The following is a 26,653-nucleotide window of genomic DNA, read 5'->3' on the forward strand; positions in this document are numbered from 1 at the left end:
GAACCGGCATCACGTAACGCTGCTTGCTCCTAGGTCGTGTTGACATTCATTGTCGCCCACCCGTTTCAGTCCAAAATTGCTCAGTTCCAGGCAAGAGAGCGCAGGAATAGCCAGCTATTTCAAACTCTCTTAACGCAGAAATGGGCAATTTTGGCGAAACCCCTGCGGGGCGCGGCGGATTTTGCCTCTGCCATCCCGGATGTTCGCTTCCAATGATCACATTGCTGCGCTCACATCAGGGCGCCAGCGGCAAAATCCGTCTCGCGCGGGTGGGCGACAATGAATGTCAACACGACCTAGTTTCCCGCACTTGCAGACATGTCATGCAAGACCTGTCATTTTTGACATGTCATGTATGACATGTCGTCCGTTGCGGCATGGCACGCCAAAGCGTTAAGCGTGATGTCTTGAAGCGTTATCCGAAAACCTGACCTGCGTAACGCTGCCTGAAACCAGAGCGTTCAGCGCGTCACCTGATACCGGATGTTTCAGGTATTTCGTCAGGCGCTCTGGTCGTCCCTGCCCGGTTCATCCGGATTGCTGGAGAACAGGGCGATCTTGTTGCCCTGCGGGTCGCGCAGGTAGCCCACGTAAAAACGCGGGCCATAGGCCGCGCGAAAGCCCGGCTGCCCCTCGTCCTGGCCACCGGCGGCAAGGGCGGCGGCGTGCAGCGCGCGCACCTGAGCCTGGTTGCGGGCCTCAAAGGCCACCATGACGCCGTTCCCGGCCGTCGCCGGACGCCCGTCAAAGGTTGGTTTCACATAGAAATCCGGCAAGGCCGGCTGGCCCGCTGCCACGGGCAGCACATAGCTCAGCCCCTCGGGGCCTTCCGTGAGCCCGTAGCCGAGGGCGGGCAGCAGCGCTGCATAGAAGTGTTTCGCGCGGGCGATGTCATCGGCACCAAGAGTGACATAGGAAATCATGCGGTCTGATCCTTTCCGACGGTCTTTACCGATACGCCCCAGAAGCGGATGTTCAGCAGGATCGCGGCAATCCCCAGGCCGGTCACCAGACCGGACCAGACCCCGATGCCGCCGCCGCCCAGGGTGAACCCCAGCAGATAGGAACAGGGCACGCCCAGCCCCCAGTAGCTGAAGGCGGCGATCCACATCGGCACCCGGGTGTCCTGCACGCCGCGCAGCAGGCCCAGGGTAATCGCCTGCGCCCCGTCGACGAACTGGAACAGTGCCGCCATGGCCAGCAGACCGACGCCGATGCTCAGGATCTGCGCGCGCGCCGGTTCACCGTCTTGCATGAAGGCCGACAGCAGCGGCTCGGGCCAGCCGATGAAGACCACGGTGGCAAAGACGGAAAAGACCACCGACATCGCAGTGACCGTGATCGCGCCGCGCGACAGGCGTGCCGCGTCGCCCCGGCCATTGGCGTTGCCCGCCCGGATGGTGGCGGCATTGCTGAGGCCGAGGTGCACCATGAAGGTGATCGAGGCCAGCTGGATCGCGATGCCATGGGCGGCCAGAGGCACGGTGCCCAGCCAGCCCATCATCACCGCGGACCCGGCAAAGAGGCCAACCTCGCTCAAGGCCGTCAGGCCGATCGGCCAGCCCAGCCGGAACACCCGCCCCAGCATCTGCGCATCCGCCCGCCAGAGGCGCACGAAGATGCGGTGCTGCGGCACCACGGTCAGGATGTAGACCACCACGCAGATCAGCGAAACCACATGGGTGCTGACAGAGGCGATGGCCGCCCCCACCACACCCAGTTCCGGTGCGCCCCAGTTGCCGAAGATCAGCGCGTAATTGGCCAGCGCGTTGATCCCCGCCGAGATCAGCGTGATCCAGAACACGATCTGGGTGCGTTCCAGCGCCGCCAGATAGCTTTTGAGTGTCATCACCAGCAGGGCGGGCAGGATGCCAAACCCCATGACCCGCAGATAGCGACCCGCGTCGCGGGCCAGCTCATCGCTTTGCCCGATCATCCGCAGGATCGGCTCTGCCCAGAGCATCAGGGGCAGCGACAGCAGCGCGAAGCCAAGCGACAGCCAGAGCCCCATGCGGGTGGCGCGGCGGATGCCGGTGTCGTCCTCTTTGGCGTCAAAGGCCGCGACCATGGGCATCACCGCCCAGGCAAAGCCGGAACCGAATATGAACAGCACGAAAAAGAAGGTGGAGGCCAGCGTCACCGCCGCCAGTTCCTCGATCCCGTACCAGCCCATCATGACCGTATCGGTCACGCCGATCGCCACCTGCGCCAGGTGTCCGCCGATCAGCGGCAGCCCCAGTGTCAGGATTGCCCGCATATGGCCGCCGTATGTCAGAACCGGTGTCATATCCCAGCCATACGCCGGGTTATGGCGAAGGTGAAGAGGTGAAACGCCCGCCTCAGACCCGGCCCAGATGGGTCGCCTTGAAGCCGGTGCCGTACTTCAGGCCGTAGCCCATCGCGCGGTCCAATCCGATGTGCGCGCCCCAGATCAGCGCGAGCGACAGGGCAAGGTCACTGCCCGACCAGAGCCCTGCCCCGGCCAGTGCCAACGGCGTCAGGTAGCTGTGCCCGATGTTGTAGACCAGCGCCCCGGTCAGCCTGTCGCGCAGGTATCCCAGCATGAAGAGGTCGGGGGCCAGGATCAGCAGCGCGAAGAGCCCCCAGCCGCCGCCCAGCCGGGCATAGATCAGGATGCAAACCCCGGCCAGTGCCAGCCCTTCCAGCCGAAGGGTGACGGCCAGCGGCGCCGGGGCGGTTGAACGGGGGGTCGAGGGCTTTGTCATGGGATCGCCTTTTGTTGGGATGGCCTTGGTCTGGCGCAAGTACGCCTTGAAAGAAATTGACCAAAAAGGAATAGCCACCTATCAAAAAATGATGAGCAGACCCTCGCTTGACCTGATCCCGGCCTTTCATGCGGTGATGACCCACGGCAGCCTTTCGGCTGCGGCGCGTGTCCTGCGGCTGGCCCAGCCCACGGTGCGCCGGCAGATCGAGGCGCTGGAAGCGGAGCTTGGCACCCAGTTGTTCACCCGTGCGGCAAACGGGCTGACCCCGACGGGGATGGCGCAGACGCTGATGCCGCTGGCCGCCGCCGTCATTGCCGAGGCCGCCGCATTGGGCCGCGTGGCCAGCGCCGGGGCGCAGGCGCTGGAGGGTGTGGTCAGGATCACCACTAGCCGGGTGGTGGCGGGGCATGTGCTGCCCATGCTGATCCGGCAGATGCAGGCGGAGGCTGCGGGCTTGCGTTTCGAGGTGGCGGCGACCGACCGGGCGGAAGACCTGACCCGGCGCGCGGCGGACATCGCCATCCGCTTTACCCCGCCGCGCCAGCAGGCGCTGGTGGCCAGCCGTCTGCCCGATTGCGAGGTCGGGCTGTTCGCGGCCCCGGATTTTGCCCCGCCTGATCCGGATCGGCCCTGGCAGGAGCAGCCCTTTGTCGCGGACGACCGCGAAGACCTGATCCTGCCCGCGCTGACGGCCGCTGGCCTGCCCGCCCCGTCCAATGTGGTGCTGCGCTGTGACGATCCGCTGGCGCAGATCGCCGCCATCCAGGGTGGTGTGGGGCTGGGCTTCTGTCAGGTGAAGCTGGCCGCGCGTCTGGGGCTGCGCCGGGTTGCGCCCCGGGTCATGCATCCGATGCCGGTCTGGCTGGTGGTGCATGAGGATCAGGCGCGGATCGCGCGGATCGCATTTGTCTTTGACAGGCTCAAAAGCGCGCTGCGTCACCTTTTGTGACCCATTGCCTTGATGGACCCCAGGGGTCAGACTTTGCCCCGGAGGAAGCGCCGGTTTGACCGGAGCGGGCCGGTGGCCCCCGGCGCGGGCCCGTCGGGGTGCGGAGAATCGCGACGGGCCGGACAGCAAAAGGATACGAGACATGACCGAGCCGCGCACCGAAACCGTGACGCTGAATGGCAGGCCTTTCTTTCTGCGCCATTGGGGCAATGAACGCCTGCCCAAACTCCTGCTGTTGCATGGATTTCCCGAATTCGGCGGGGCCTGGGCCGATCTGGCCCCGCTGCTTGCCCACAGGTTTCACTGCATCGCGCCGGACCAGCGCGGCTATGGGCAGAGCTGGGCGCCGGAAGCGGTATCCGACTATGCGACCCCGAAACTGGTGAGCGATATGGCGGCCCTGATCGGCGATGCGCCCATCGCCGTGCTGGGACATGACTGGGGCGCGGCGGTGGCCTATGGCCTGGCGATTTCGCGGCCCGATCTGGTGTCGCGGCTGATCATCATGAACGGGGTGCATCCGGTTCCCTTTCAGCGCGCCCTGGCGGCGGGCGGGGCGCAGGCCGAGGCCTCGCAATATATCCACTACCTTCGGGCGGAGGGTTCCGAGCAAAAGCTGGCGCGGGATGGATTTGCCAAATTGCTGGCGATGTTCTCGGCCAACATGGACACGGGCTGGCTCAGCGGTGCGACGCGCGACGCCTATGTTGCGGCCTGGTCCGGCCCGGGGCGGTTGCGCGGCATGGTGAACTGGTATCGCGCCTCACCGCTGGTGGTGCCGAAGGCCGGGGGCAGCATCAAGATGCCCGATCTGCCGCTGGAGAAATTGAAGGTCCGTTGCCCGCATCTGCTGATCTGGGGCACCGACGACCGCGCCCTGCTGCCCGAGGCGACCGCGGGTCTGGAGGAATTCGCCGCCGATCTGACACGGGTCGAGATCCCCGGCACCGACCATTGGCTGCATCACCAGAAGCCGCAGGAGGTGGCGCAGGCGATTCTGGACTGGTTCCCCGACCGGTAAGGTCACACCCTGCGGCAGATGAGGCGCAGGGATATTTTAGGCCAAAAAGAAAGGAGCTTGGGGCGTTCAGCCGCAAGACCGGTGGTCGGGAATACCTGACTTGCCCGGATGCGCGGATTTGCGCAGGTTGACGGCATTTGAAAGAAGGGGAATTTTACCATGCTGCTTCGCATCGTGCCATTGCTTGCCGTCGCCATCATCCTGATCGCCCTGGTCTTTTCGGCCTTCTGGCGGCCCTATGACCGGAACGGGCTGAATGCGCCCGCGCATCAATATTCCGGATTGTTCTGAACCGGGGACAAGGGGCGCAGGCCCGGTTCCGCCGCGCAGATCCCGAACACCGGGCAGCTTCGGGAAATGCACGACAAGGCGGCCTTGGCCCTTCCCCCGCGCGGCGGGCTCTGGCATACTCGGTGACCAACAAAAATGAACAAAAACAGGCCTGCCTCATGTCCGATCTCCTCTCCGGTGCCCAGCCCAGCGGCAAGAACTATGATGCCTCCTCCATCCAGGTGCTGGAGGATATGGAACATGTGCGCCTGCGCCCCGGCATGTACATCGGCGGCAAGGACGACCGCGCGCTGCATCACATGGTGGCGGAGATCATGGACAACTCCATGGACGAGGCGGTTGCGGGCCATGCCACCTGGATCGAGCTGGAGCTGCATGCGAACGGCCATGTGACCGTGCGCGACAACGGGCGCGGCATTCCCATCGGGATGCACCCCAAGGACCCGACCAAATCGGCGCTGGAGATCATCTTTTGCACCCTGAACGCGGGCGGCAAATTCTCGGGCGACAGCTATGAGACATCGGGCGGGCTGCACGGGGTCGGCTCTTCGGTGGTGAATGCGCTGTCGGATCACCTGCGGGTCGAGGTTGCGCAGAACCGTGAACTTTACGCGATGGAGTTTTCGCGCGGGTTGCCGCAGGGCAAGCTGGAAAAGATCGGTGCCGCCCCCAACCGGCGCGGCACGGCGGTGACATTCCACCCCGATGCGGAAATCTTTGGCGCGCTGAAACTGCGCCCCGCCCGCCTGTTCGCCATGGCACGGTCCAAGGCCTATCTGTTTTCGGGGGTCGAGATCCGCTGGAAATCCGCCCTGCCCGATGGCGACACGCCGATGGAGGCGAGCTTTCACTTTCCCGGCGGGCTGTCGGACTATCTGAACGAGACGCTGGGCGGCTCCACCACCTATGCCGAGGCGCCCTTTGGCGGGATGGTCGATTTCAAGGAGAAATTCGGCACCCCCGGCAAGGTGGAATGGGCGATCAACTGGACGCCCTCGCGCGATGGCTTCATCCAGTCATACTGCAACACGATCCCGACGCCCGAGGGCGGCACCCATGAGGCCGGGTTCTGGGCCGCGATCCTGAAGGGGATCAAGGCCTATGGCGAGCTGGTGGGCAACCGCAAGGCGGGCACGATCACCCGTGAGGACCTGATCACCGGCGGCTGCGCGCTGGTCAGCTGTTTCATCCGCGAACCGGAATTCGTGGGCCAGACCAAGGACCGGCTGGCCACCACCGAGGCGCAGCGCATGGTGGAGAACGCGGTGCGCGACCATTTCGACAACTGGCTGGCGGCGGATACCAAATCCGCCGGCGCGATCCTGGATTTCCTTGTGCTGCGGGCCGAGGAGCGCCTGCGCCGCCGTCAGGAAAAGGAAACCGCGCGCAAGACGGCGACGAAAAAGCTGCGCCTGCCCGGCAAGCTGACCGATTGCACCAGCAAAACCCGCGAGGGCACGGAGCTGTTCATTGTCGAGGGCGACTCGGCCGGCGGGTCCGGCAAGGGCGCGCGTAACCGCAACACCCAGGCGCTGCTGCCGCTCAAGGGCAAGATCCTGAACGTGCTGGGGGCGGCCTCGGGCAAGCTGACGACCAATGCGGAAATCTCAGACCTCTGCGAGGCGCTTGGGGTCGGCATGGGGACGAAGTTCAACCTGGACGATCTGCGCTATGACAAGATCATCATCATGACCGATGCGGATGTGGACGGCGCGCATATCGCGTCGCTGCTGATGACCTTCTTCTTTACCCAGATGCGGCCGCTGATCGACAACGGGCATCTCTACCTCGCCTGCCCGCCGCTCTACCGGCTGACGCAGGGGGCCAAGCGGCTGTATGTGGCGGATGATGTCGAGAAGAACCACTGGCTGGAGAAGGGTCTGGGCGGCAAGGGCAAGATCGACCTGCAACGCTTCAAGGGTCTGGGCGAGATGGACGCGAAGGACCTGAAAGAAACCACGATGGACCCGGCAACGCGGAAATTGATCCGGGTGACGGTGGACGAGGATATCCCGGGGGAGACCGGGGACCTGGTGGAGCGGCTGATGGGCAAGAAGCCGGAGCTGCGGTTCCAGTATATCCAGGAAAACGCGCGGTTTGTAGAGGAGTTGGATGTTTGAGGCTCGGAAGATTGCGCGTTACGAGTTCACCATTACCTTTCTTCCTGAAAATTTTCGGTGTGATATTCTCCCTTGCTCCGATGCTGTGGCGATCAGCTAAGAATATTCTTTCACTCGACAAAATTGCCCGATCTGAAGATGGCCTAGAGTTTTTTGCGCAGTTGTTTGCATGGGCCCTGTTGTTCGGGTATTTTGCCCAGAATTCGAGTTCCGCAGTTTTGCTTGAACAGATATCAAGCTCTGAAGGTAAGCTCTCCAATTCGGTAGAATTCTTCGAGGCTGCGCAGAATCCGTTCTGGAGCGAGGTGCTCGTGCTCGTTCAGACGATTGTTGTGATGACGATCTGCTGGCCTGCAATTGAGCTGTGGAAAAGAAAGGGTTCTCAGGACACAGACGCGAATCTCTACTGGTGTATACTCATCGGTCTAACTGCACTTGGATATATTTTTTCGGCCACTTTATCTCTGGTCACGCTGGCATTTTGGCCCGATAGTTTTTCCGAAAGCATGGATACCTTACTGTCGATCTTGATCGCAATTGTTGCATTGGTCATCCTGTGGGTTAACTTGCGACGGATTGATCCGTTGCTACCTAAACCTTGGCTGGCCGCAGGATTGTTGATCTTGCTTACTGCGCAAGTAGCAACTAGCTTTATTAAGGCATTTCTTCCGCTACTTTTCCCCGACCTGTATGTGCTCCTGCTGTTGGAACCCTAAAATCTGCAGGACATGCGCGGGCCAAAGCATGTAAAAGTTACCCTCAGCCATAGCGAGGCCGCTTGGTGCAATAGCGCGGAACTTCAGCAAGAAACCGTAAGTGCTATCATCTCTGGGATCGCACCACCGTCCTAGACGCACCCCACAAATACGACCCCCACGGGCGCGCAGGGGGTCCACTCATCTCACGTCAACCGGCTTCTCGCAGCTTTCACTGCACCCCGACGCTGCCGCATCCCTGCGGCCTCCGGCCCGAGGTCGGGCGTGGATCTCATGTTGGGGACTGCCGTAGGGTGCGTGCTCTGCACGCACCGCAGCCTCGCCGACATTATCGGTGCGCGCGGAGCGCGCACCCTACGAGGTTTCTGTCCTCTGGGCCTTTCGCAAGACGGCCTCCGGCCCGAGGTCGGGCGCGGCCCTCATGTTGGGGTCTGCCGTAGGGTGCGTGCTCTGCACGCACCGCAGCCTCATCGACCGTATCGGTGCGTGCAGAGCACGCACCCTACGGGCTGATCATTCATCGGTTGGCCCGGCAAACCCCTTGCCAAATGCCCCTTGCACCCCCACCTTGTCCCTACGGGCCCGCGCCATCCGCGCGGCCTGTTGCCTCACCGGAAAAGCCGCGCGCGCGCCGCGCCCCTGCCCCCTGAGCATCGACCCGATGGGCTTTGCCGTTCGGGAACCCGATCAGAGGAATACCGCCATGTCCAAGGAAAAGAACAAGGGCAACAAGGAAGCCAAGAAACCCAAGAAGGAAAAGGTCAAGGTGCTGGCCACCGCCAACAGCGGCATGAAAGACGGCACCGTGATCGCGGGCAAGAAGGTCAAGTAACCGCGTCGCGGCGCGGGCCCCTGCCGGGGCTTGCGCCCGCGCGCAGCACGCCTAGGATCGGGGCACATTACGCCCCGGAGGCCCCATGACACCGCAAGCCGCGCAAGACATCCTTGAAAACGCCTTTGCCCCCTGGGTGCGCGCGTTGCAGCCGACCATCACCGAGATCGGGGTGGCGCGTACCATCCTGACCATGCCGATCAGCACGCAGATCATCCGCGTCGGCGGCATCGTCTCGGGGCAGGCGCTGGCGGCGCTGGCGGATACGGCCATGGTCTTTGCCTGTTTCGGCCATCTGGATGCGCCCGAACCGGTGGGCACCGTGACTCTGGATACGCAATTCCTGCGCCCCGCCAGCGGCGACAGCATCCGCGCCGAGGCGGAGGTGACCCGCGCGGGCAAATCCATGCTTTTCGCCCGCTGCACCCTGATCGCGGAACCCTCGGGCAAGCCGGTGGCGCTGGCCACCGCGACATTCGCGCGCTGAGGCGCATTCTCCGCTTGATCCCGGCCCCGCGCCGCGCCTTACTGCGCCCATGATCCGCCTCTTTCTCATCCTGTTGCTACTGGCCTCCTGCGGGCGACCGCTGACGGTGAACGAACGGGCCTTCCTCGACAGTATCCACGGCGACACGCTGGACATGAACGCGGTGCGCCTGCACAACGGATCGCCCACCCGCGCGGTAACCTTCCGCCGCAAGCCGCGCCCGCGCACCACCTGCCGCGAGCTGATCCTGCCCCCCGCAAGGGATGAGATCGTGACGACAAAGCCCGCCGCCGTCGCCCTTTTCAACACGATCCTGTTCGACAAGGACTGGTATCTTGAGGATTACCTGCCCGAATACCCCGATGCCATCGGGCTGGTGGCGGGGATGCTGCTGGCGCATGAGCTGACCCATGTCTGGCAGTGGCAGAACCGGGCAAGCACCGGCTATTCGCCGCTGCGCGCCGCGTCGGAACATACGGTCAGCGACGATCCCTATCTGTTCGAGATCGACACCCCCCGGAAATTCAGCGAATTCGGCTATGAACAGCAGGGCTCCATCGTGGAGGAATTCGTCTGCTGTCGTGCGCTGGCCCCGCAGGCGCCGCGCACCAAGCGGCTGCATGCGCTGATCTCGCAGGTGATGCCGGTGGCCCCGCTGCCCGCACGCCCGCAATCGGACGTGCGCCTGCCCTGGGACGGGGTCCAGATCAAGGGCATCTGCGGTTAGCGCTGGATGCTTTCCAGATAGGCCAGAAGTGCCGCAAGCGCGCGGGGTGTCGGGGTCATCACGCCGTCCACCTCCACCGGCACCAGATCATCCGCCGTGGCCCCGCCGAACTGCGGCATGACCCGGGCGAGATGGCCCTGTTCGGGATCGCCATAGATATAGCTGAGCGCCCGCGCCCGGGGAAAGCTGCCGCCGCTTGTCCGCGTCAGCATCGTCAGGTCGGCAGGTTGCGGGTTCAGGCCCGCCGCCAGCGGCCCGTCACCCCGCCCCGTCGCACCGTGGCAGGAGGTGCAATTGGCCGCATAGAAGGCCGCGCCGTCACCGGCGGTGGGCATCTCCTGCGGGGTGCAGGCTGCAGCGGTGCAGAGCAGGCAAAGCAGGGACAGGGTTTTGATCGGGCTGGGCATCATGGTTCTCCGGTTGGATTGAGGGTCATCTTGCGCCATCCCGCGCGCGCCGCCATGATGCAGATCAAACTGCAGCGGCGGAATGGCCTCAGGAAATGGCCTCAGCGCATATCTGCAAGCGCCTGAATGCGCGACCATACCGCATCCTCGACCGCGACCGGATCGGCGGGCTTTTTGCCCTGTCCCGGCATCCGCGCACCTTCATCCGCCGATGCCGCCTGCGCCAGGGCGGCCAGCCGCGCCCCGAATTCGGGCGATGCCGACGGGTCGATCACGATGTAATACTGGCCCAGGTCATGCGGCGGCCCCTCGGGTGCCTTGAGCGGTTTCACATCCTGCGACAGCGCGCCGCCGGTCATGCCCGCCGCCAGAATCTCGGCCATCAGGCCAAAGCCCCAGCCCTTGTAGCCGCCCAGGGAGATCAACGACCCCTCAAGCGCTTCCTCCGGGACGGTGGTGGGGTTGCCCCTGGCATCCACCGCCCAGCCTTCGGGGATGGTCTCGCCCGCCGCCCGGGCCATGGTGATCTTGCCCAGGGCGACCATGGTGGTGGATTGGTCGAACTGCATGGCGATCCCGCCCTGCCCGTCGGGCACCGAAAAGGCAATCGGGTTGGTTCCGATCACCCGCGTCCTGCCCCCCGGTGCGGCCACGATGGGCGAGGCATTGGTAAAGCCCAGACCGATCAGCCCTGCCCGGGCGATCTGTTCCGTGAAATATCCCAGCGATGTGCAGGTATGCGCATGGGCAACCGCCAGCGTGGCGATGCCGTATTGGCGCGCCGCGTCCAGCGCCAGGGTCAGCCCATAGGCAAAGGCCGGCTGGGCAAAGCCGAAGCGTGCGTCCACATGCACCACGGCAGCGCGGGCCATGGTCACGCCGGGGGTGACATCCCCCTTGACCCGGCCCGTCATCAGCTGCTGGCAGTAGCTTTCCACATAGTAGAGACCGCAGATCCTGTTGCCCACCGATTCCGCCGCCGCGACCGCGCGGGCCACCTCGGCGGCGGCAAAGGAATCGGCACCGTGACCCATCAGGGCGGCCTGAACCGTCTCGGCGATGTCTCTCAGGGCCACCTCGGGCATCTGTCATTCCTCTGGTTCGGAACCACCACTGTGTCCCCGGCACCAAAGGAGCGTCAAGCGCGATGATCCCGGGTGGCGGGTTGGCGCGGGTTCAGACCGGCACCAGACGGCCCGCGTCGAGCCGGATCTGGCGATCCATCCGCCCGGCAAGTTCGAGGTTATGGGTGGCAATCAGCGCGGCCAGACCGGTGCTGCGCACCAGCGCCATCAGCGTGCCAAAGACCTGATCCGAGGTCGCGGGATCAAGGTTGCCGGTGGGCTCATCCGCCAGCAGCAGGCGCGGCGCATTGGCCAGCGCACGGCAAAAGGCCACGCGCTGCTGTTCGCCCCCGGAGAGCGCCGCCGGGCGATGGTCTGCGCGCCCCTCGATGCCCACCTGCCGCAACAGTTCACGCGCCCGCGCCTCGGCCGCTGAGCGGCCCGTGCCCCCGGCAAGCTGCGGCAGCACGATGTTTTCCAGCGCGGTGAATTCCGGCAACAGGTGGTGGAACTGATAGATGAAGCCCACGTCCGCGCGCCGCACCGCAGTGCGGCGGCGGTCGCCCAGACCGGTCATGTCCTCGCCCCCGATGCCGACCTTGCCGGCATCGGGCGTGTCGAGCAGCCCCGCGATATGCAGCAGCGTGGATTTGCCCGCCCCGGAAGGGGCAACCAGCGCCACCACCTCGCCCGGGGCAACCTGCAGGTCGATGCCACGCAACACCCTGACTTCATTCGGCGCACCGGGGTTGTAGGATTTGGTGATGCCTTGCAGATCGAGGGCCGGATCATTCATAGCGCAATGCCTCTACCGGGTTCATCCGCGCGGCACGGCGCGCGGGAAAGATCGTGACGATAAAGGACAGGCCCAGCGACAGCCCCACCGCCGAAAGCACATCGCCCATCTGCAGCTTGGCCGGCAGGAAATAGATCCCCCGGATCGACGGATCCCAGGCGGTGCCGCCGGACAGATAGTTCACCGCCGCAAAGATCTGATCGACATAAAGCGCAAAGAGGCACCCCAGGATCACCCCCATGGCGGTGCCGATGATGCCGGTAAAGGCCCCGCAGATGAAGAAGACCCGCAGCACCGACCCCTCGGTCAGGCCCATGGTGCGCAGGATGCCGATGTCGCGGCCCTTGTTCTTGACCAGCATGATCAGGCCGGAGACGATGTTCATTGCCGCGATCAGCACCAGCACGCTGAGGATCACGAACATCACCCGGTCCTCGATGTCCAGCGCATTCAGGAAAGAGCCCGAGGCATCGCGCCAGGTCCAGACCTGGGCCCGGTCTCCCGCCGCCTCCAGCAGCGGAATGGCCAGTTTGTCCACCGCTTCGGGATCTTCAACCATCACTTCAAGTTCGTCCGCCAACCCCTCGCGATTAAAGAAGGATTGCGCCTCTGCCAGGGGCAGGTAAGCACGGGTACGGTCGATGTCGTACCGCCCCGCTTCGAAGATATAGACAACCTCATAGGCATTGACGCGCGGGCTGGTGCCAAAGGCCGTCTTGACCCCGTTGGGCGAGATCAGCTTGATCGTGTCGCCCACATCCACACCCAGCGTGCGGGCCACGCCGACGCCGATGGCGATGCCCTCGTCAAAGCGATCAATGTCCCCCCGCGCATGTTCCGAATGGGCGATGCGCGGGATCGTCTTGAGATCCTCTGCCGCTATGCCAAAGACTTCGACGCCCGCGTTGGACTGCCCCTTGTTGGCCATCACCTGCTGGCGCACCAGCGGCGCGGCACGGGTCACGCCGGGCACTTTCGACACTGCCGCAGCCATTTCGGCGTAATTTGATATGCTGCGGTCGATCTGCCCGTTCTGGGCCACTTCGCCCAGCTGATAGATGGTCACATGGGCATTCGCCCCCAGGATCGTATCCACGAATTCCGCCCGAAAACCGGAGCGCACGGACAGCGTGGCGATCAGGGCAAAGACCGCCAGGGTGATGCCGATCAGGCTGATCCAGGTCATCACGCTGACGCCGCCTTCGGCGCGGCGCGCGCGCAGGTAACGCCAGGCGATCATCCATTCAAACGGGGCAAAGGGGGCGGTGCTGTTCTGCGCCATGGGGGCTCCTGAGATTTGGCGCAAACTGGGCTTTCGGACCGGCAGGGTCAAGCGCCCATTCTGCGGCGAAACGGCCAGGCAAGAAGGCGCAGCACGGCCCCCAGCGCAACACTGCCGATCAGGAAACCGATCAGGGCAAAGCTGAGGCCCGCGAAATGGATCGGCACCGCCGGCTGATAGGCGGCCCAGGCCGCCCGGGCGATCTGGCGATCGGTCAGCCGGGCCGCGTGATAGGCCCGCATGAAGGGTCCCTGCCCCTCGACTTCCGCCAGATCCGCGCGCAGCCTGTCATAGCGCTGGAATGTCGCCGTCATATCCGCGCGCCTGCGCTCCAGGAAAGCGGTGCCCTGCATCTGCGCCAGCGCCTGATCCCGCGACAGGCCAACGGCGCGCGCGGATGCGTCGAAATCCGCAACCACTTCGGCCAGCGCATCCACCGCACCGCCCAGACGCTGGGCATATTGCTGGGAAAACTCGGGGAACTGCGAAGTGACCACCGCCCCGGCAAGCCCGCCCGCAAGCGTCAGCGCCCGCAGTATCATGGCAAAACCGGCACGGCGGGCACCGGGCACCGCTGCACCATGCCTGTCATTCTGACACCGATGAACATCCGGCCTGCTCCCTTTTTTCGAGCAACCCTACATCCCGGCCATTCGCCCGTCCAATGCTCAGAGAATACCGGCGTAAATCTGCGCAATCCGCTCAACCGCCTGTTCCGGCGGCATTTCCTCGCTCTCGCCTGTCCGGCGCGAGGTCAGTTCCACCACCCCACTCTTGAGCCCGCGCGGCCCCACCGTGATGCGCCAGGGCAGACCGATCAGATCCATGGTGGCAAATTTCGCCCCCGCCCCGCCCTTGGTATCGTCATAAAGCGGATCCAGCCCAAGCGCCTTGAGCGCGGCATAAAGCGCTTCGCAGGCCGCGTCAGCTTCGGCATCGCCCTGCTTGAGGTTCACGATCCCGGCATGGAAAGGTGTCACCCCCTCGGGCCAGATGATGCCGCGCTCGTCATGGCTCGCCTCGATGATCGCGCCCAGCAGGCGGCTGACCCCGATGCCATGACTGCCCATGTGGACCGGCACCGGCTTGCCGTCAGGGCCCTGCACCCTGGCCCCCATCGGTTCGGAATACTTGGTTCCGAAGTAGAAGATCTGCCCCACCTCGATCCCGCGCGCGCTGCGGCGGCGGTCCTCGGGCACCTGGCTGAAGAGCGCCTCGTCATGGGTTTCGTCGGTGCGCGCATAGCGCGAGGTGAATTCCTCCAGCACCGCGGCACAGGCGGCATGATCGTCATGGTCGATCTCGCGGTCGCCGAATTTCAGGTCGGTGATCTGGCTGTCATAGAAAACTTCCGATTCGCCGGTTTCCGCCAGCACCAGGAACTCATGGGTGTCATCCCCCCCGATGGGGCCGGAATCGGCGCGCATCGGGATCGCCTGCAACCCCATCCGCTCATAGGTGCGCAGATAGCTCACCAGATGGCGGTTATAGGCATGCAGCGCATCTTCCTTGGTCAGATCAAAGTTGTAGCCGTCCTTCATCAGGAATTCGCGCCCCCGCATCACGCCGAAACGCGGGCGGATCTCGTCGCGGAACTTCCACTGGATGTGATAAAGCGTCAGCGGCAGGTCCTTGTAGCTGCCCACATGGGAGCGGAAGATGTCGGTGATCAACTCCTCGTTGGTGGGCCCGTAAAGCATGTCACGGTCCTGCCGGTCGCGGATGCGCAGCATCTCGGGACCATAGGCGTCATAGCGGCCCGATTCCTTCCACAGATCCGCCGATTGCAGCGTCGGCATCAGCATCGGGATATGCCCCACCCGCTGCTGCTCCTCATGCACGATCTGTTCGATCCGGCGCAGGACCTTGAACCCCAGCGGCAGCCAGGAATAGATCCCCGCGCTGGCCTGCTTGATCATCCCCGCCCGCAGCATCAGCCGGTGGCTGACGATCTGCGCCTCGCTCGGGGTCTCCTTCAGCACGGGCAGGAAATATCGGCTCAGACGCATGGCGGGCTCCTCTTTGGGCGATTGCTGCGGCCTGACTAAGCCATGTCCGCGCCGCCCGCAATCGCGATGCGCGCCTCAGACCCGCCCCGCCGCATTCATTGTTCCCAAAATATACCAGAGCGCGAGACAGCGTCTCGCAAACCGATTTGGCAGCGCCAAATCAATAGAATCGCATGTGGGCCGTGGGCCCACCCCTTCAGGTCACGGCCCGCCGCGCCAGGGCGATGGCCACCTGGGTCGCCAGCGCCATGTCCTGCACCGAAATCCACTCCAGCGGGCCATGAATCTCCTGCATCCCGGTAAAGATGTTCGGGCAAGGCACCCCCATCTCGGTCAGCCGCGACCCGTCGGTGCCGCCCCGGATCGGCACCGATACCGGCGTCAGCCCCACATCGGCCACCGCGGCGCGCACCAGTTCCACCGGCGTCATGTCCTTTTCCAGCCAATAGCGCATGTTGCGGTATTGCGGCGTGATCTCGCAGCTGATCTGCGCGCGCGGCTCCCCCCTGCCCACCACCTCGCAGACCTGGCGCAGCAGCGCGCCCTTTTCCGCCAGACCTTCCAGTTCGAAATCACGGATGATCAGGGTAATCTCCGCCTCCGAAGACCCCCCCTTCACCTCGCTGACATGAATGAACCCTTCGGGGCCCTCGGTGGTATCCGGGGTCATGCGCTGCTGCGGCAGGCACTGGATGATCCGCGCAACCAGATGCAGCGCATTGACCATCTTGCCCTTGGCAAATCCGGGATGGGCAGAGACCCCCACCACCTTCACCACCGCGCCATCCGCCGAAAAGGTCTCGAATTCGATCTCGCCCGGTTTGCCGCCGTCGAAGGTATAGGCGAAATCAGCGCCCAGATCGGCGGGCAGCCGGGGGTCGACGCCGCGCCCGATTTCCTCGTCCGGGGTAAAGGCCAGGCGGATCGGCCCATGCGGAATGTCAGGGTTTTCAAGCAGATGTCTTGCGGCGGTCATGGCAATCGCCACCCCCGCCTTGTCATCCCCGCCCAGCAAGGTGGTGCCGGAGGCGGTCACGATGTCCTCGCCCTGCTTGCCCGCGAGATGCGGCGAAACTTCCGGGTTCAGCTTCAGCTCAGGGGCATCGGCAAAGGTGATGTCGCCACCGTTATAGCCGCGATGGACCACCGGTTTCACCCCGGTGGCATTGAACTGCGGCGCGGTGTCCACATGGGCGCACCAGCCCATTGTGGGGCCCGGGGCGGTGCCCGGCACTGTTGCCAGCACCACGCCGTAATCGGTCAATGTGACATCCTGCGCGCCGATCTGCTGCAGTTCGCTCACCAGCAGGCGCGACATTTCCAGCTGGATCGCCGTGCTGGGCTGACTGGGCGAAGCCGCATCGCTCTGGCTGTCGATGGCCGCATAGCGGACCAGCCGCTGTTCCAGTTCCGCGTCGAATTCGGTCCGCATATGGCCTCCTGCCGGTCTGTTCATGCCTGTTGCGCCAACCCTATGTCCGGCGCGCGGGGGGCTCAACACCCCGCGTGCCGGTCAGGCGGCGCGGATCAAATCGCGCCGTCATCCCCCCGTGACCCTTGAAATAACCGCCTGCATGGGCGAAGTGATAGTCTGTCCTTTGCGGAGAACCCCATGGCCCTTCCGATCCGAGATCAACTGAAATACTGGGGCATCGCCGCCGTGGTCTTCATGGTGGCCCTGTGGTTCCTGGGTCAGGTGCTGGTGCCCTTCCTGCTTGGCGGGGCCATCGCCTATTTCCTTGATCCTGTCGCCGACCGGCTGGAACGTATGGGGCTGAGCCGGGCCCTGTCCACGGCGCTGATCACCTTTGTCGCCATCCTCATCTTTGTGGTGATGGCCCTGCTGGTGGTCCCGACCCTGGTCAGCCAGGCCGCATCGCTGATCGAGACCGCGCCGAGGCTGACGCAGGATTTCACCAATTTCGTCACCACACGCTTCCCCTCGCTGCTGGATGCGGATTCGACGCTGCGCAACTCGCTGACCTCGATCGGCGCAACGATACAGGAGCGCGGCGGTCAATTGCTGGAGACGGCGCTGGCCTCCTTTGCCTCCATCATCAACGTGATCCTGCTGTTCGTGATCGTGCCGGTCGTGTCGGTCTATCTGCTGCTGGACTGGGACCGCATGGTTGCCGCCATCGACCGGCTGCTGCCGCGCGACCATGCGCCGGTGATCCGGCAGCTGGCCCGCGACGTGGACAAAACGCTTGCCTCTTTCATCCGGGGCATGGGCACCGTCTGTCTGATCCTTGGCACCTATTATGCCTTTGCGCTGATGCTGGTGGGCCTGCAATTCGGGCTGGTCGTGGGCTTCATCGCCGGTCTGGTCACCTTCATCCCCTATCTGGGCGCCCTGCTGGGCGGGGCGCTGGCCATCGGGCTGGCGCTGTTCCAGTTCTGGGGCGACTGGGTGTCCATCGGTCTGGTTGCGGGCATCTTTGCCATCGGCCAGGTGATCGAGGGCAATGTACTGACACCCAAGCTGGTGGGCAATTCCGTGGGGCTGCATCCGGTCTGGCTGCTTCTGGCGCTGTCGGTTTTCGGCACGCTCTTCGGCTTTGTCGGGATGCTGGTCGCCGTGCCGCTGGCTGCCGCGCTGGGGGTGCTGGCGCGCTTTGCCATCGACCGCTACAAGCACAGCCTGCTCTATCTCGGCACCGACCCAACGACGATGGACGACTGACATGGCCCGACAATTGGGGTTCGACCTGCCCAGCCGCACCGCACTGGGGCGTGACGCCTTTTTCGCGGCACCGTCCAATGCCATGGCCCTTTCGATGATCGACCAATGGCCCGGCTGGCCCGGCGGCAAGCTGGCTCTCACCGGTCCGGAAGGGGCAGGCAAGACCCATCTGGCCCATGTCTGGGCCGATCAGGCGCAGGCCCGGATCATCCCGGCGCGCAGCCTTGTGGATATGGAGGTGCCTGCGCTGGCCACAGGGCCGCTTGCCGTAGAGGATGTGCCGGATATCGCCGGGAACGGCGCGGCCCAGACAGCGCTGTTCCACCTGCACAACCTGATCCTGGCCGAGGGCCATACGCTGCTGCTGACCGGCACGCCCCCGGTTGCGCAATGGGGGCTGACCCTGCCCGACCTCGTCAGCCGGATGCGCGGTGCCACGGCCGTGGCGCTGGAGGCGCCGGACGACATGCTGCTGACCGCCGTGCTGGTCAAGCTGCTGGCCGACCGGCAATTGACCCCCAAGCCCGATCTGGTCCCCTACCTGCTGTCCCGCATGGACCGGTCCTTTGCCGCCGCAATCGCCCTGGTGCAGCGCCTTGATGCCGCCAGCCTGGCGCAAAAACGCCCGCTTACCCGGCAGTTGGCGGCGCAGGTGCTGGACAAGCCCCCCGCAGCGGGCTGATACTGCCCGCATTGTCGCAACATCGTTACACACCAGCGCCATAAGGCCGCCATGACTCACGCAGATTTCCTAGAAGGGCCTTTCGCGCCCGCCATCGAACTGGCCGACCTCGACATCACGGGGCCGGACCGTTTTTTCAACCGCGAACTCAGCTGGCTGGGGTTCAACTGGCGTGTGCTGGAAGAGGCGGAAAACCCGCGTGTGCCGCTGTTGGAGCGACTGCGGTTCCTGTCGATATCCGCGGGCAACCTCGATGAATTCTATACCGTGCGCGTGGCGGGCCTGCGCGAGCTGGCCCAGGCCGGCAATACGACGCCTGCCGCCGACGGTCTGTCCCCCGCCGAACAACTGGTCCTGATCAACGAGGACGCGCGCAACCTGATGATGAACCAGCAGCGGGTGCTGGTTGAACTGATGGCGGAAATGGATGCGCAGAACATCTTTCTGGAACATCAGTCGGACCTGACCGCGGCCGATCACGAATACCTCAAGGAGATGTTCCTGACGCAGGTCTTTGCGGTGCTGTCGCCGCTGGCCATCGACCCTGCGCATCCCTTTCCCTTCATCCCCAACACCGGCTATGCGCTGGCGCTGCAGCTGGAACGGACCCGCGACAAGCGCCCGCTGCAGGCGCTGCTGCCGATCCCGGCGCAGATCGACCGCTTTGTGCCGCTGCCCGCCCCGGAGGGCACCCTGCGTTACCTGCCGCTTGAGGACCTTCTTGTGCTCAAGATCCCCGACCTGTTTCCGGGCTACAAGCTGAAAAGCCACTTTGAATTCAGGGTCCTGCGGGACAGCGACCTGGAAGTCGAGGACGAGGCCGAGGACCTGGTGCGCGAATTCGAGGTGGCGCTGAAACGCCGCCGCCGGGGTGAGGTTGTCCGCCTGACCCATTCGGTCGGCGCGCCGGAAAAGCTGAAAGCCGTGGTGATGGCCGAGCTTGGCGTTCATGAGCGTGACGTGATCGAGATCGACGGCATGATCGGGCTCGATGACCTGAGCAAGCTGGTCACCGACGCAAGGCCCGACCTGCTCTGGCCCTCCTTTACCCCGCGGGTGCCGGAACGGGTCAGCGACCATGACGGCGACATGTTCGAGGCGATCCGCCAGAAGGACATGCTGCTGCACCACCCCTATGAGACCTTCGACATGGTGATCCGTTTCCTCGCGCAGGCGGCGCGCGATCCGAATGTCGTGGCGATCAAGCAGACGCTCTACCGGACCTCGCGCGACAGCCCGATTGTCGAGGCGCTTTGCGAGGCGGCGGAAGACGGGAAATCCGTGACCGCGCTGGTCGAACTGAAGGCGCGGTTCGACGAGGCCGCCAACATCCGCCAGTCCCGGCGGCTGGAGCGCGCGGGCGCGCATGTGGTCTATGGCTTCCTTGACCTCAAGACACATGCGAAGATTTCCACCGTGGTGCGGCGCGAGGGCAACCAGCTGGTGACCTATACCCATTACGGCACCGGCAATTATCACCCCATCACCGCGCGCATCTATACCGATCTGTCGCTGTTCACCTGCGACCAGAAACTTGGCCGCGACGCCACCAAGGTTTTCAACTTCCTGTCGGGCTACGCACAACCGGAGAAGCTGGACAATCTGGCGATCTCTCCCACCACGCTGAAGCCCCGTCTGCTGGAACTGATTGCGGCGGAGGCGGCCCATGCCGAGGCGGGCAAGCCTGCAGCGATCTGGGCCAAGATGAACTCCATCATTGATGCGGAAGTGATTGACGCGCTTTATGCCGCCAGCCAGGCCGGGGTGAAGATCAGCCTGGTGATCAGGGGCATTTGCGGATTGCGCCCGGGGATCAAGGGGCTGTCCGAGAACATCCGCGTCAAATCCATCGTCGGACGGTTCCTGGAGCATTCGCGCATCGTCTGCTTTGGCAATGGTCACGGCCTGCCCCACAAGAGGGCGCGGGTCTTTATCTCCTCCGCCGACTGGATGGGGCGCAACCTGAACCGCCGGGTCGAAACCTTGGTGGAGATCGAGAACCCGACGGTCAAGGCGCAGATCACCAGCCAGATCCTGGCCGCGAACCTGGCCGATGTGGCGCAAAGCTGGGTGATGGCACCCGATGGCAAATTTACCCGCCCGCCGATTGTGGAGGGGCAGTTCAGCTTCAACTGCCACCGGTTCTTCATGGAAAATCCCTCGCTCTCGGGGCGCGGCTCTGCGGGGGCTTCGGACGTGCCAAAACTGACACATACGGAAGACTGAGGGCGGATGCCGGTCCGCCCGCCCCGATGTTCGGCGGGATCGGACATTGACCCCCGGTGCCACCTGCACCATCTTACGGACAGTTGAGCCGACCGCCAGGAGACCTCATGGCTAACCTTACGGAGACCAACACGCCGGTGCCGGAAACCGGCGTTGCTGATCTGGGCCTGTTTGCAAAACCACTGTTCGAAGACCCCAGCGCGCGCAAACTGTCGCGGGTGGGGGTTGTCGATGTGGGGTCAAACTCCGTCCGGCTGGTGGTTTTTGACGGCGCGGCGCGATCGCCCGCCTATTTCTACAACGAAAAGATCATGTGCGCCCTGGGCGCAGGCATGGCCGAGACCGGGCATCTGTCGCCGGAGGGCCGGGTGCGCGCCCTCTCGGCCATGCGCCGCTTTCGCAAGCTGGCAGACAGCATGGGCCTGAGCGAGTTGACGGTAGTGGCCACGGCAGCGGTGCGCGACGCCAGCGACGGCGCGGCATTCTGCGAAGAAGTGCTGCGCGACACCGGCTTGCGGATCTGGGTCATCGACGGCGAAGAAGAAGCGCGGCTTTCGGCGCAGGGGGTTCTGCTGGGCTGGCCCGGTGCCTATGGCCTGGTCTGTGACATCGGCGGTTCCTCCATGGAACTGGCCGAGATTTCCGGGGGCCGCGTGGGCCGGCGTGTCTCCTCGCAACTGGGACCGCTGAAACTGCGCGACATCAAGGGCGGCGCAAAGGCGCGGAATGCACAGATCAAGGAGGTGATGGAGGGCCTGCAGGAGCGTATGGGCGTCCAGCGGGACCGGTTGTTCCTGGTGGGCGGATCCTGGCGGGCCATCGCGCGCATCGACATGGTGCGCCGGGGCTATCCGCTGCATGTGCTGCACGAATACCGGATGACGCCCCGCGCGGTCAGCGCCACGGTCAAATTCATCAAGCAATCAAACCTGGAGGAGCTGCGCAACGAGGCGGGCGTATCATCGACCCGGATGGCACTGGTGCCCTATGCGGCAGAGGTGCTGAGCCGCCTGGTCAAGACCTTCAAGCCCAAGGATATCGCGATTTCCAGCTATGGGATCCGCGAGGGGATGCTCTATGAACAGATGCCGCAGCGCCTGCGCGACCGGGATCCGCTGATCGAGGCCTGCCGCTTTGCCGAGGCCAAGGATGCCCGCACACCGGGTTTCGGCAAGGTCCTCTTCAACTTCATTCTGCCGCTCTACAAATCCAGTTCGCCGCAGCGCAGGCGCCTGGTCAAGGCCGCCTGCCTGCTGCATGACGTCAGCTGGCGCGCGCATCCCGATTACCGGGCCGAGGTCTGTTTTGACAATGCGACGCGGGCCAACCTGGGGGGGCTGAAGCATTCCGAACGGGTGTTTCTGGGCCTTGCCCTGCTGCACCGCTATTCCAACAAGCGCGAGAACACCCGTTTTGAAGATCTCTACCAGATGATCGACGAGCGGGCCCGCAAGGAGGCCGAGATCCTGGGCAAGGCCATGCGATTCGGGGCGATGCTGTGGATGAACAAGGATGAAGATCGCGGCGAACTGCGTTGGTTTCCCAAGAAAAAGCTGCTGCAGCTCTGGATCACCGAAGACATGATGCCGCTGTTCGGCGAAGTGGCCGAAGCGCGTTTGAATTCGCTCGCCGGATCGTTGGAGGCCTCGGTGGAGTTGAAGACGGCGAAGGGTTAGCACGGGTCGCCCCGGCTTGCCGCCGCGCCCTGCATCCGGTTGTCGCGCCTGTCCAGGCTTTGCGTTTTACGCTGTCGGCATTTGCCGCCTGCACCCTGCACACTGCACCGGCAGACATGTCATGTATGACATGTCATTTTAGACAGGTCTTGTATGACATATCCTGTGTGATCTGCTGCCTCGACCGGTCGGGCGCGCATCCCGCGAATCCCACTGGGCGAAGGGGCGGCACCTCCCCATGTCCCAAGCTGTCGCGAAAGAGGGCAGCCTATAGCGCTTCGGGATATACCTGAATCACTTGTTCGCTGCCTCTCCCTGCGGTCGAACGCGAAAAGTGATGTTGTATGTTTCAAGTTAATCCCGAAACGCTGTAAATCAAGACATGTCATTTTTGACATGTCATGCATGACATGTCGTCCTTTATGGAATGTCGCGCTGAAATCGTCAGGCATCGTTCGGGTTTGCACCCGCCTGACCAGGCGAATTGCCATGGCAGCGAAAGCCCCGCCTCAAAGATCAATCTGCGGTGCAGGCTCCTTCGGCGCCTCCGGCTCTTCCAGCGGCGGCTCGGGCTTGCGCCGGATGATGATATCCCCGTTCGGCAGGATCTCCGGCGCCTCATAGACGCTCCAGTCCTCAACCTCGTCCAGAATCTCGCCCAGTTTCGGCCCCATCTCCTTTGCGAAGCTGCGCAAGGCGGGTCCCATCTGGTCGGCAAGGTCTTCCAGCCCGTCGATTGCGGGGGCCATTTCCTTCATGATGCCTTCCATGAACATCTGCGCGCCCCGTTCCATCAGGGACAGGCCACGCTCCTCTTCCTCCTGCGCCTGAGCGGACAGGGGAAGGCAGATCAACAGGGCAAGACCGGCAAGATGTTTCATGACAGATAATTTAGCACGAATGCGCGCCATTACACCCCCTGCGGCCCATCCTCGAAATCCAGCGTCACGGGAAAATGATCGGAGGCGGTCACAAGGGCGTCGCGCAGCGCGTGATCGCGCCAGCATTCCGGGTCGTCCAGCGGATGCCAGATGCGCCAGCTTGCCCCCCGCGCCCGAAACTCCGGCGTGACCATCACGTAATCCAGCAGGGCCTGCAGGAACCGCTTTTCCTGCCTGATCCAGAACCGCGCCGTGGTCGGGGCCACGCCAAGCTTGCGCAGCAGCGCCTGCCGGGCATGCGGATCAAAGAGCGCACCTGCCGCCCCTTCCTCCCCCATCAGGATTTCGACCGAGGATCTGCCAAAGAGGTTTTCGAAGGAATCCAGCCCCGGTCCGTCGTTGAGATCGCCCAGCAGCATCAGCGGCGTCCCTTCGGCCAGATGCATGTCGATCCGCCGCCGCAGCCAGACCGCCTGCGCCAGTTGCTTGCGCCGGTTGGCCACGCCAAGGCTCAGCACCTGCTGTTCGGTCTTTGCCCCATGCGGCGCTTTCGATTTCAGATGGGCCCCGATCATCTGGAAGGAGAAACCGCCCCGCGTCTCGATCGCCAGTTCCAGCGGCGGCTTGGAAAAGACCACCAGGTCCTCATGCGCATCGATATCCAGGTCGATCCGCAGGGCGGTGTCAAACCGCGGCGCCCCGCCCGCCCCTTCCGGCCCGGCGAATTCGCCCCTGGGATCGTGCCGGGGCGTCAGCATCTCAGGGTCGTAAAGCAGCGCGATTTCCTGTTGGGTGTCGTTGGAGAACCCCATGATCGCATCGGTCGTGCGCAAACCGAACCGGTCGGCAAAATGCTCCAGCGCGGCAATGGTCGAATGCGATTTGCCCTGATCGGGTGCTTCGATGACCATGACCGCATCCGCATCCATCGCGCGGAACACCCGGCCCAGCGCCGCCGTCTGGCTGGCGCGGGTGACGTCATGGCGCGCGGACCAGCCCTCATCGTCGTAAAGCCGGTCTGATGGATCAAAAAGCGCCGAAAACCATTCGACGTTATAGGTCGCGATCCGCATCAGGCAGCGCGGCGCGACAGGGTTTCCCAGGCGCGATTGATGTCGATCAGCCGCTTCTCGGCCATGCGCACCGCCTCTTCGGGCAGGCCCCGTGCGACCAGCGCATCGGGGTGATTCTCGCGCACCAGCCTGCGCCAGGCCGCCCGGGCCTCTTCCTGCGTGGCATTGGGCGAAATGCCCAGCACCGTATGCGGCAGCGGCGATGTATCGGGCACAAACCGCGCCTTCAGCGCCGCGAAATCGTCCTCCGACAGGCCAAAGATCCGGGCCACCTCGTCCAGGAAGGCATCCTCGTTGGGGTGATAGGTGCCATCCGCCATGGCAATGTGAAACAACCCCTCCATGAGGTCGCGCAGCATGTCCGGCTGGTCGCTGAACATGTCGGCGATGCGCCGGGCGTAATCGTCAAATCCCGCCACGTCCTGCCGCGCCAGGTTAAAGACCCTGGCCGCGCCCGCGGTATCCCCTTCGGCAATCTGGAAGACCTCGCGAAAGGCCATGACCTCTTCGCGCGTCACCAGCCCGTCGGCCTTGGCCATCTTGGCCCCCAGCGCGATCACCGCGATGGTAAAGGCCACAGAGCGCTCGGGCGGGCTGCGCAGGCGGTCGAATACCGCCGCCAGCCCCTCGCCGGAGGTCAGGGCAGATAATGCTTCGGTGATGCGGGTCCAGATCGACATGGCCCCATCATAGGGCTGCCAAAGGGGGAAGTCAGGATGCGGAAACGGATTTCTGCATCAAAATGAGGTCAAGCCATTGCCCGGCCTTGAAGCCCACCTGCGGCATGTGGCCGGTCTGGCGGAACCCCCGCCGCGCATGAAAGGCGATTGCGCGCGGATTGGCACCGCTGATCGCGGCCACCATCACGCGATGGCCCAGTGCTGCGGCCCCGGCTTCTGCCCTGTCCATCAGCCTGTCGGCAACACCCCTGCCCTGGGCAGAGGCCCGCAGGATCACGCTGTGCTCGACCGTCATCGCATAGCCCGGCCCGGGCCGGAACGGGCCGAAGGTCACCACCCCTGCGAGCCCCTGCGCATCCTCGGCCAGCCAGAAAGCGCCCTGACGCTGCGCGATCCGCGCGGCCATGGCGGCTTCGGTCCATTCCTCCGTGGTGAAAGTGGCCAGCGTATCGCGGATCATGCCGTTCCACAGCTCTGCCACCTGTGCCGCATCCGTCTCAACCGCCGCCCGGATGATCACGCCAGTATTCTCGCGCCCGAAGCGGTATCAAAGGCGGCCGTCAATCCGGCAGGACCGGCGGCAAAGACAAGGCGCGCGTCGGTCAGCACGGGCGCCAGCATGTCGGCCAGGGCGGTGGCGTCGGGATGGGTGACGGTCAGCCTTTCCAACCGGCAGCCAGAGGGGGCCAGGCGCGCCGCCGGATGGTTGCCCCCCTCCCATTGCATGAGCGCGGGCGCGCAATTGTCGAAGGGCAGGATGCCGGAGGCCGGAACCGCCATGCGCCAGCGCAGATCGCCCCGCTGCAGGCTGACGGGCGCGCCAAACCCCGCTGGCAGCGCGGCAAGGGTCGCCTCCAGATCCTCGCAACGGCAAATCCAGTTGGTCAGCCTGGGCTGCCCGGCAAAGCGGTCAAGATCGAACCAGCGCGGCCGGTCCGGCACCGGGGCGTCGGGATTGACCGCAATCGCCTCAAGGTAAAGCCCGTCCTCAAGGCCGAGAAGCGTGTTATGCGTATGGAAAACAGCATGTTCACCCCCCGGCTGCGGGGTCTGGCCCAGGCTGCGGGCGACATGGTCTGTCGCCTGTTGCAACAATGCACCGGCAACCGCGATGTGATCCAGTTCCATGCGATGCCCGCCTGCTGAAGCCAATGTTAAATACGTATGATCGTTAATTGAATTTGACGTAAGACGCAGCACAGGTCAAACTGAGGCCGCGAGAATTATCATTTTAGAACGTTCATTATTCAAGCTCGCTGATTAAACCCCATTAGGAGGATCCTAGACATGTTCACTTTCAAACGTATGATTTCGGCGCTGGC

Annotated in this window: 27 protein-coding genes; 12 read left to right on the forward strand and 15 right to left on the reverse strand. The window is 64.2% G+C overall.

The genetic code is table 11. The annotated features are described in order from the left end of the window. Nucleotides 1-500: 500 nt before the first annotated feature. The 3 genes from ACWNZ3_RS12895 to ACWNZ3_RS12905 are packed head-to-tail and all read right to left on the reverse strand — an operon-like array spanning nucleotide 501 to nucleotide 2,726. Nucleotides 501-923, reverse strand: coding sequence for a VOC family protein (locus ACWNZ3_RS12895; RefSeq protein WP_269364833.1), 423 nt, complete (start codon nucleotides 921-923; stop codon nucleotides 501-503). Beyond that, complete coding sequence (locus tag ACWNZ3_RS12900; RefSeq protein WP_496900187.1) at nucleotides 920-2,287, reverse strand: MATE family efflux transporter; 1,368 nt, start codon at nucleotides 2,285-2,287, stop codon at nucleotides 920-922. The genes ACWNZ3_RS12895 and ACWNZ3_RS12900 overlap by 4 nt, the downstream gene beginning before the upstream one ends. 52 nt (nucleotides 2,288-2,339) lie before the next feature. Beyond that, nucleotides 2,340-2,726: a DUF4260 domain-containing protein gene (locus ACWNZ3_RS12905; protein ID WP_274576987.1), complete on the reverse strand. Its 387-nt coding sequence runs from the start codon at nucleotides 2,724-2,726 to the stop codon at nucleotides 2,340-2,342. A 91-nt stretch (nucleotides 2,727-2,817) separates the two neighbouring features. On the opposite strand from ACWNZ3_RS12905, the gene ACWNZ3_RS12910 reads away from it, so the two are divergent. From ACWNZ3_RS12910 to ACWNZ3_RS12945, 8 genes are all read left to right on the forward strand, one after another. Continuing rightward, a complete protein-coding gene (locus ACWNZ3_RS12910) occupies nucleotides 2,818-3,678 on the forward strand; it encodes a LysR family transcriptional regulator (RefSeq protein ID WP_496900188.1) in 861 nt (286 codons plus the stop codon). A 142-nt stretch (nucleotides 3,679-3,820) separates the two neighbouring features. Continuing rightward, entirely contained in the window at nucleotides 3,821-4,699 is an 879-nt protein-coding gene (locus tag ACWNZ3_RS12915) for an alpha/beta fold hydrolase (protein ID WP_496900189.1), read from the forward strand. 159 nt (nucleotides 4,700-4,858) lie between these two features. After that, a complete protein-coding gene (locus tag ACWNZ3_RS12920) occupies nucleotides 4,859-4,990 on the forward strand; it encodes a hypothetical protein (protein WP_269364823.1) in 132 nt (43 codons plus the stop codon). A 158-nt stretch (nucleotides 4,991-5,148) separates the two neighbouring features. Next, a complete protein-coding gene (locus ACWNZ3_RS12925) occupies nucleotides 5,149-7,110 on the forward strand; it encodes a DNA gyrase/topoisomerase IV subunit B (RefSeq protein ID WP_496900190.1) in 1,962 nt (653 codons plus the stop codon). 11 nt (nucleotides 7,111-7,121) lie between these two features. Next, complete coding sequence (locus ACWNZ3_RS12930; protein ID WP_269364819.1) at nucleotides 7,122-7,826, forward strand: hypothetical protein; 705 nt, start codon at nucleotides 7,122-7,124, stop codon at nucleotides 7,824-7,826. A 703-nt stretch (nucleotides 7,827-8,529) separates the two neighbouring features. Continuing rightward, nucleotides 8,530-8,658, forward strand: coding sequence for a hypothetical protein (locus ACWNZ3_RS12935; protein ID WP_274576978.1), 129 nt, complete (start codon nucleotides 8,530-8,532; stop codon nucleotides 8,656-8,658). An 85-nt stretch (nucleotides 8,659-8,743) separates the two neighbouring features. Continuing rightward, nucleotides 8,744-9,145, forward strand: coding sequence for a PaaI family thioesterase (locus ACWNZ3_RS12940; protein ID WP_496900191.1), 402 nt, complete (start codon nucleotides 8,744-8,746; stop codon nucleotides 9,143-9,145). A 49-nt stretch (nucleotides 9,146-9,194) separates the two neighbouring features. Then, nucleotides 9,195-9,872, forward strand: a complete 678-nt coding sequence (locus tag ACWNZ3_RS12945; RefSeq protein WP_496900192.1) for a hypothetical protein — start codon at nucleotides 9,195-9,197, stop codon at nucleotides 9,870-9,872. Here the strand turns inward: ACWNZ3_RS12945 and ACWNZ3_RS12950 are convergent. The 7 genes from ACWNZ3_RS12950 to pepT form a co-directional block, all read right to left on the reverse strand. Continuing rightward, nucleotides 9,869-10,279 (reverse strand): c-type cytochrome, encoded by a 411-nt coding sequence (locus ACWNZ3_RS12950; protein ID WP_496900193.1) that lies wholly within the window; start codon nucleotides 10,277-10,279, stop codon nucleotides 9,869-9,871. The two genes, ACWNZ3_RS12945 and ACWNZ3_RS12950, sit on opposite strands and share 4 nt — an antisense overlap. Before the next feature lie 101 nt (nucleotides 10,280-10,380). Next, nucleotides 10,381-11,364, reverse strand: coding sequence for an Ldh family oxidoreductase (locus tag ACWNZ3_RS12955; RefSeq protein WP_496900194.1), 984 nt, complete (start codon nucleotides 11,362-11,364; stop codon nucleotides 10,381-10,383). A 91-nt stretch (nucleotides 11,365-11,455) separates the two neighbouring features. After that, nucleotides 11,456-12,139 (reverse strand): ABC transporter ATP-binding protein, encoded by a 684-nt coding sequence (locus ACWNZ3_RS12960; RefSeq protein WP_496900195.1) that lies wholly within the window; start codon nucleotides 12,137-12,139, stop codon nucleotides 11,456-11,458. Continuing rightward, nucleotides 12,132-13,421, reverse strand: a complete 1,290-nt coding sequence (locus tag ACWNZ3_RS12965; RefSeq protein WP_274576972.1) for a lipoprotein-releasing ABC transporter permease subunit — start codon at nucleotides 13,419-13,421, stop codon at nucleotides 12,132-12,134. The genes ACWNZ3_RS12960 and ACWNZ3_RS12965 overlap by 8 nt, the downstream gene beginning before the upstream one ends. A 47-nt stretch (nucleotides 13,422-13,468) precedes the next feature. Continuing rightward, nucleotides 13,469-13,993, reverse strand: coding sequence for a DUF2937 family protein (locus ACWNZ3_RS12970; RefSeq protein WP_331284236.1), 525 nt, complete (start codon nucleotides 13,991-13,993; stop codon nucleotides 13,469-13,471). 96 nt (nucleotides 13,994-14,089) lie between these two features. Further along, nucleotides 14,090-15,430 carry a proline--tRNA ligase gene (gene proS / locus ACWNZ3_RS12975; protein ID WP_496900196.1) on the reverse strand — a complete coding sequence of 447 codons (1,341 nt, stop codon included), beginning with the start codon at nucleotides 15,428-15,430 and terminating at the stop codon, nucleotides 14,090-14,092. Between the two features lie 196 nt (nucleotides 15,431-15,626). After that, nucleotides 15,627-16,862 carry a peptidase T gene (gene pepT, locus ACWNZ3_RS12980; protein ID WP_496900197.1) on the reverse strand — a complete coding sequence of 412 codons (1,236 nt, stop codon included), beginning with the start codon at nucleotides 16,860-16,862 and terminating at the stop codon, nucleotides 15,627-15,629. A gap of 180 nt (nucleotides 16,863-17,042) precedes the next feature. Here pepT and ACWNZ3_RS12985 point away from each other — a divergent pair, with 180 nt between their 5' ends. From ACWNZ3_RS12985 to ACWNZ3_RS13000, 4 genes are all read left to right on the forward strand, one after another. Beyond that, nucleotides 17,043-18,113 carry an AI-2E family transporter gene (locus ACWNZ3_RS12985; RefSeq protein ID WP_269364799.1) on the forward strand — a complete coding sequence of 357 codons (1,071 nt, stop codon included), beginning with the start codon at nucleotides 17,043-17,045 and terminating at the stop codon, nucleotides 18,111-18,113. Nucleotide 18,114: 1 nt separating this feature from the next. Continuing rightward, nucleotides 18,115-18,795, forward strand: coding sequence for an HdaA/DnaA family protein (locus ACWNZ3_RS12990; RefSeq protein WP_496900198.1), 681 nt, complete (start codon nucleotides 18,115-18,117; stop codon nucleotides 18,793-18,795). A gap of 51 nt (nucleotides 18,796-18,846) precedes the next feature. Further along, nucleotides 18,847-21,021 (forward strand): RNA degradosome polyphosphate kinase, encoded by a 2,175-nt coding sequence (locus tag ACWNZ3_RS12995; RefSeq protein ID WP_496900199.1) that lies wholly within the window; start codon nucleotides 18,847-18,849, stop codon nucleotides 21,019-21,021. Nucleotides 21,022-21,128: 107 nt separating this feature from the next. Further along, complete coding sequence (locus ACWNZ3_RS13000) at nucleotides 21,129-22,697, forward strand: Ppx/GppA family phosphatase (RefSeq protein ID WP_496900200.1); 1,569 nt, start codon at nucleotides 21,129-21,131, stop codon at nucleotides 22,695-22,697. 509 nt (nucleotides 22,698-23,206) lie between these two features. Here the strand turns inward: ACWNZ3_RS13000 and ACWNZ3_RS13005 are convergent. From ACWNZ3_RS13005 to ACWNZ3_RS13025, 5 genes are read right to left on the reverse strand one after another with little or no spacing between them, the layout of a single operon-like run. Beyond that, nucleotides 23,207-23,578 (reverse strand): hypothetical protein, encoded by a 372-nt coding sequence (locus tag ACWNZ3_RS13005; protein WP_274576962.1) that lies wholly within the window; start codon nucleotides 23,576-23,578, stop codon nucleotides 23,207-23,209. A 29-nt stretch (nucleotides 23,579-23,607) separates the two neighbouring features. Beyond that, on the reverse strand, nucleotides 23,608-24,651 hold the full coding sequence (locus tag ACWNZ3_RS13010; protein ID WP_496900201.1) for an endonuclease/exonuclease/phosphatase family protein: 1,044 nt from the start codon (nucleotides 24,649-24,651) through the stop codon (nucleotides 23,608-23,610). After that, a complete protein-coding gene (locus tag ACWNZ3_RS13015; RefSeq protein WP_274576960.1) occupies nucleotides 24,651-25,331 on the reverse strand; it encodes a molecular chaperone DjiA in 681 nt (226 codons plus the stop codon). The genes ACWNZ3_RS13010 and ACWNZ3_RS13015 overlap by 1 nt, the downstream gene beginning before the upstream one ends. A gap of 31 nt (nucleotides 25,332-25,362) precedes the next feature. After that, nucleotides 25,363-25,851: a GNAT family N-acetyltransferase gene (locus ACWNZ3_RS13020; protein WP_496900202.1), complete on the reverse strand. Its 489-nt coding sequence runs from the start codon at nucleotides 25,849-25,851 to the stop codon at nucleotides 25,363-25,365. Then, entirely contained in the window at nucleotides 25,848-26,459 is a 612-nt protein-coding gene (locus ACWNZ3_RS13025) for a VOC family protein (RefSeq protein WP_496900203.1), read from the reverse strand. Before ACWNZ3_RS13025 ends, ACWNZ3_RS13020 begins: the two co-directional genes overlap by 4 nt. Nucleotides 26,460-26,653: the final 194 nt, after the last annotated feature.

The sequence above is a fragment of the Sulfitobacter sp. IGS-18 genome (genome assembly GCF_059628195.1).

Excerpts from the sequence above, each read along its gene's own strand:
- ACWNZ3_RS13000 (WP_496900200.1), top strand. The coding sequence starts at position 21,129 with ATGGCTAACCTTACGGAGACCAACACGCCGGTGCCGGAAACCGGCGTT.
- ACWNZ3_RS12940 (WP_496900191.1), top strand. The coding sequence starts at position 8,744 with ATGACACCGCAAGCCGCGCAAGACATCCTTGAAAACGCCTTTGCCCCC.
- ACWNZ3_RS12895 (WP_269364833.1), bottom strand. The coding sequence starts at position 923 with ATGATTTCCTATGTCACTCTTGGTGCCGATGACATCGCCCGCGCGAAA.
- ACWNZ3_RS12995 (WP_496900199.1), top strand. The coding sequence starts at position 18,847 with ATGACTCACGCAGATTTCCTAGAAGGGCCTTTCGCGCCCGCCATCGAA.
- ACWNZ3_RS12915 (WP_496900189.1), top strand. The coding sequence starts at position 3,821 with ATGACCGAGCCGCGCACCGAAACCGTGACGCTGAATGGCAGGCCTTTC.
- proS (WP_496900196.1), bottom strand. The coding sequence starts at position 15,430 with ATGCGTCTGAGCCGATATTTCCTGCCCGTGCTGAAGGAGACCCCGAGC.
- ACWNZ3_RS12935 (WP_274576978.1), top strand. The coding sequence starts at position 8,530 with ATGTCCAAGGAAAAGAACAAGGGCAACAAGGAAGCCAAGAAACCCAAG.
- ACWNZ3_RS12950 (WP_496900193.1), bottom strand. The coding sequence starts at position 10,279 with ATGCCCAGCCCGATCAAAACCCTGTCCCTGCTTTGCCTGCTCTGCACC.
- ACWNZ3_RS12960 (WP_496900195.1), bottom strand. The coding sequence starts at position 12,139 with ATGAATGATCCGGCCCTCGATCTGCAAGGCATCACCAAATCCTACAAC.
- ACWNZ3_RS12965 (WP_274576972.1), bottom strand. The coding sequence starts at position 13,421 with ATGGCGCAGAACAGCACCGCCCCCTTTGCCCCGTTTGAATGGATGATC.
- ACWNZ3_RS13005 (WP_274576962.1), bottom strand. The coding sequence starts at position 23,578 with ATGAAACATCTTGCCGGTCTTGCCCTGTTGATCTGCCTTCCCCTGTCC.
- ACWNZ3_RS12900 (WP_496900187.1), bottom strand. The coding sequence starts at position 2,287 with ATGACACCGGTTCTGACATACGGCGGCCATATGCGGGCAATCCTGACA.
- ACWNZ3_RS13010 (WP_496900201.1), bottom strand. The coding sequence starts at position 24,651 with ATGCGGATCGCGACCTATAACGTCGAATGGTTTTCGGCGCTTTTTGAT.
- ACWNZ3_RS12945 (WP_496900192.1), top strand. The coding sequence starts at position 9,195 with ATGATCCGCCTCTTTCTCATCCTGTTGCTACTGGCCTCCTGCGGGCGA.
- ACWNZ3_RS12920 (WP_269364823.1), top strand. The coding sequence starts at position 4,859 with ATGCTGCTTCGCATCGTGCCATTGCTTGCCGTCGCCATCATCCTGATC.
- ACWNZ3_RS13015 (WP_274576960.1), bottom strand. The coding sequence starts at position 25,331 with ATGTCGATCTGGACCCGCATCACCGAAGCATTATCTGCCCTGACCTCC.
- ACWNZ3_RS13025 (WP_496900203.1), bottom strand. The coding sequence starts at position 26,459 with ATGGAACTGGATCACATCGCGGTTGCCGGTGCATTGTTGCAACAGGCG.
- ACWNZ3_RS12905 (WP_274576987.1), bottom strand. The coding sequence starts at position 2,726 with ATGACAAAGCCCTCGACCCCCCGTTCAACCGCCCCGGCGCCGCTGGCC.
- ACWNZ3_RS12955 (WP_496900194.1), bottom strand. The coding sequence starts at position 11,364 with ATGCCCGAGGTGGCCCTGAGAGACATCGCCGAGACGGTTCAGGCCGCC.
- ACWNZ3_RS12925 (WP_496900190.1), top strand. The coding sequence starts at position 5,149 with ATGTCCGATCTCCTCTCCGGTGCCCAGCCCAGCGGCAAGAACTATGAT.
- ACWNZ3_RS12985 (WP_269364799.1), top strand. The coding sequence starts at position 17,043 with ATGGCCCTTCCGATCCGAGATCAACTGAAATACTGGGGCATCGCCGCC.
- pepT (WP_496900197.1), bottom strand. The coding sequence starts at position 16,862 with ATGCGGACCGAATTCGACGCGGAACTGGAACAGCGGCTGGTCCGCTAT.
- ACWNZ3_RS12910 (WP_496900188.1), top strand. The coding sequence starts at position 2,818 with ATGAGCAGACCCTCGCTTGACCTGATCCCGGCCTTTCATGCGGTGATG.
- ACWNZ3_RS12990 (WP_496900198.1), top strand. The coding sequence starts at position 18,115 with ATGGCCCGACAATTGGGGTTCGACCTGCCCAGCCGCACCGCACTGGGG.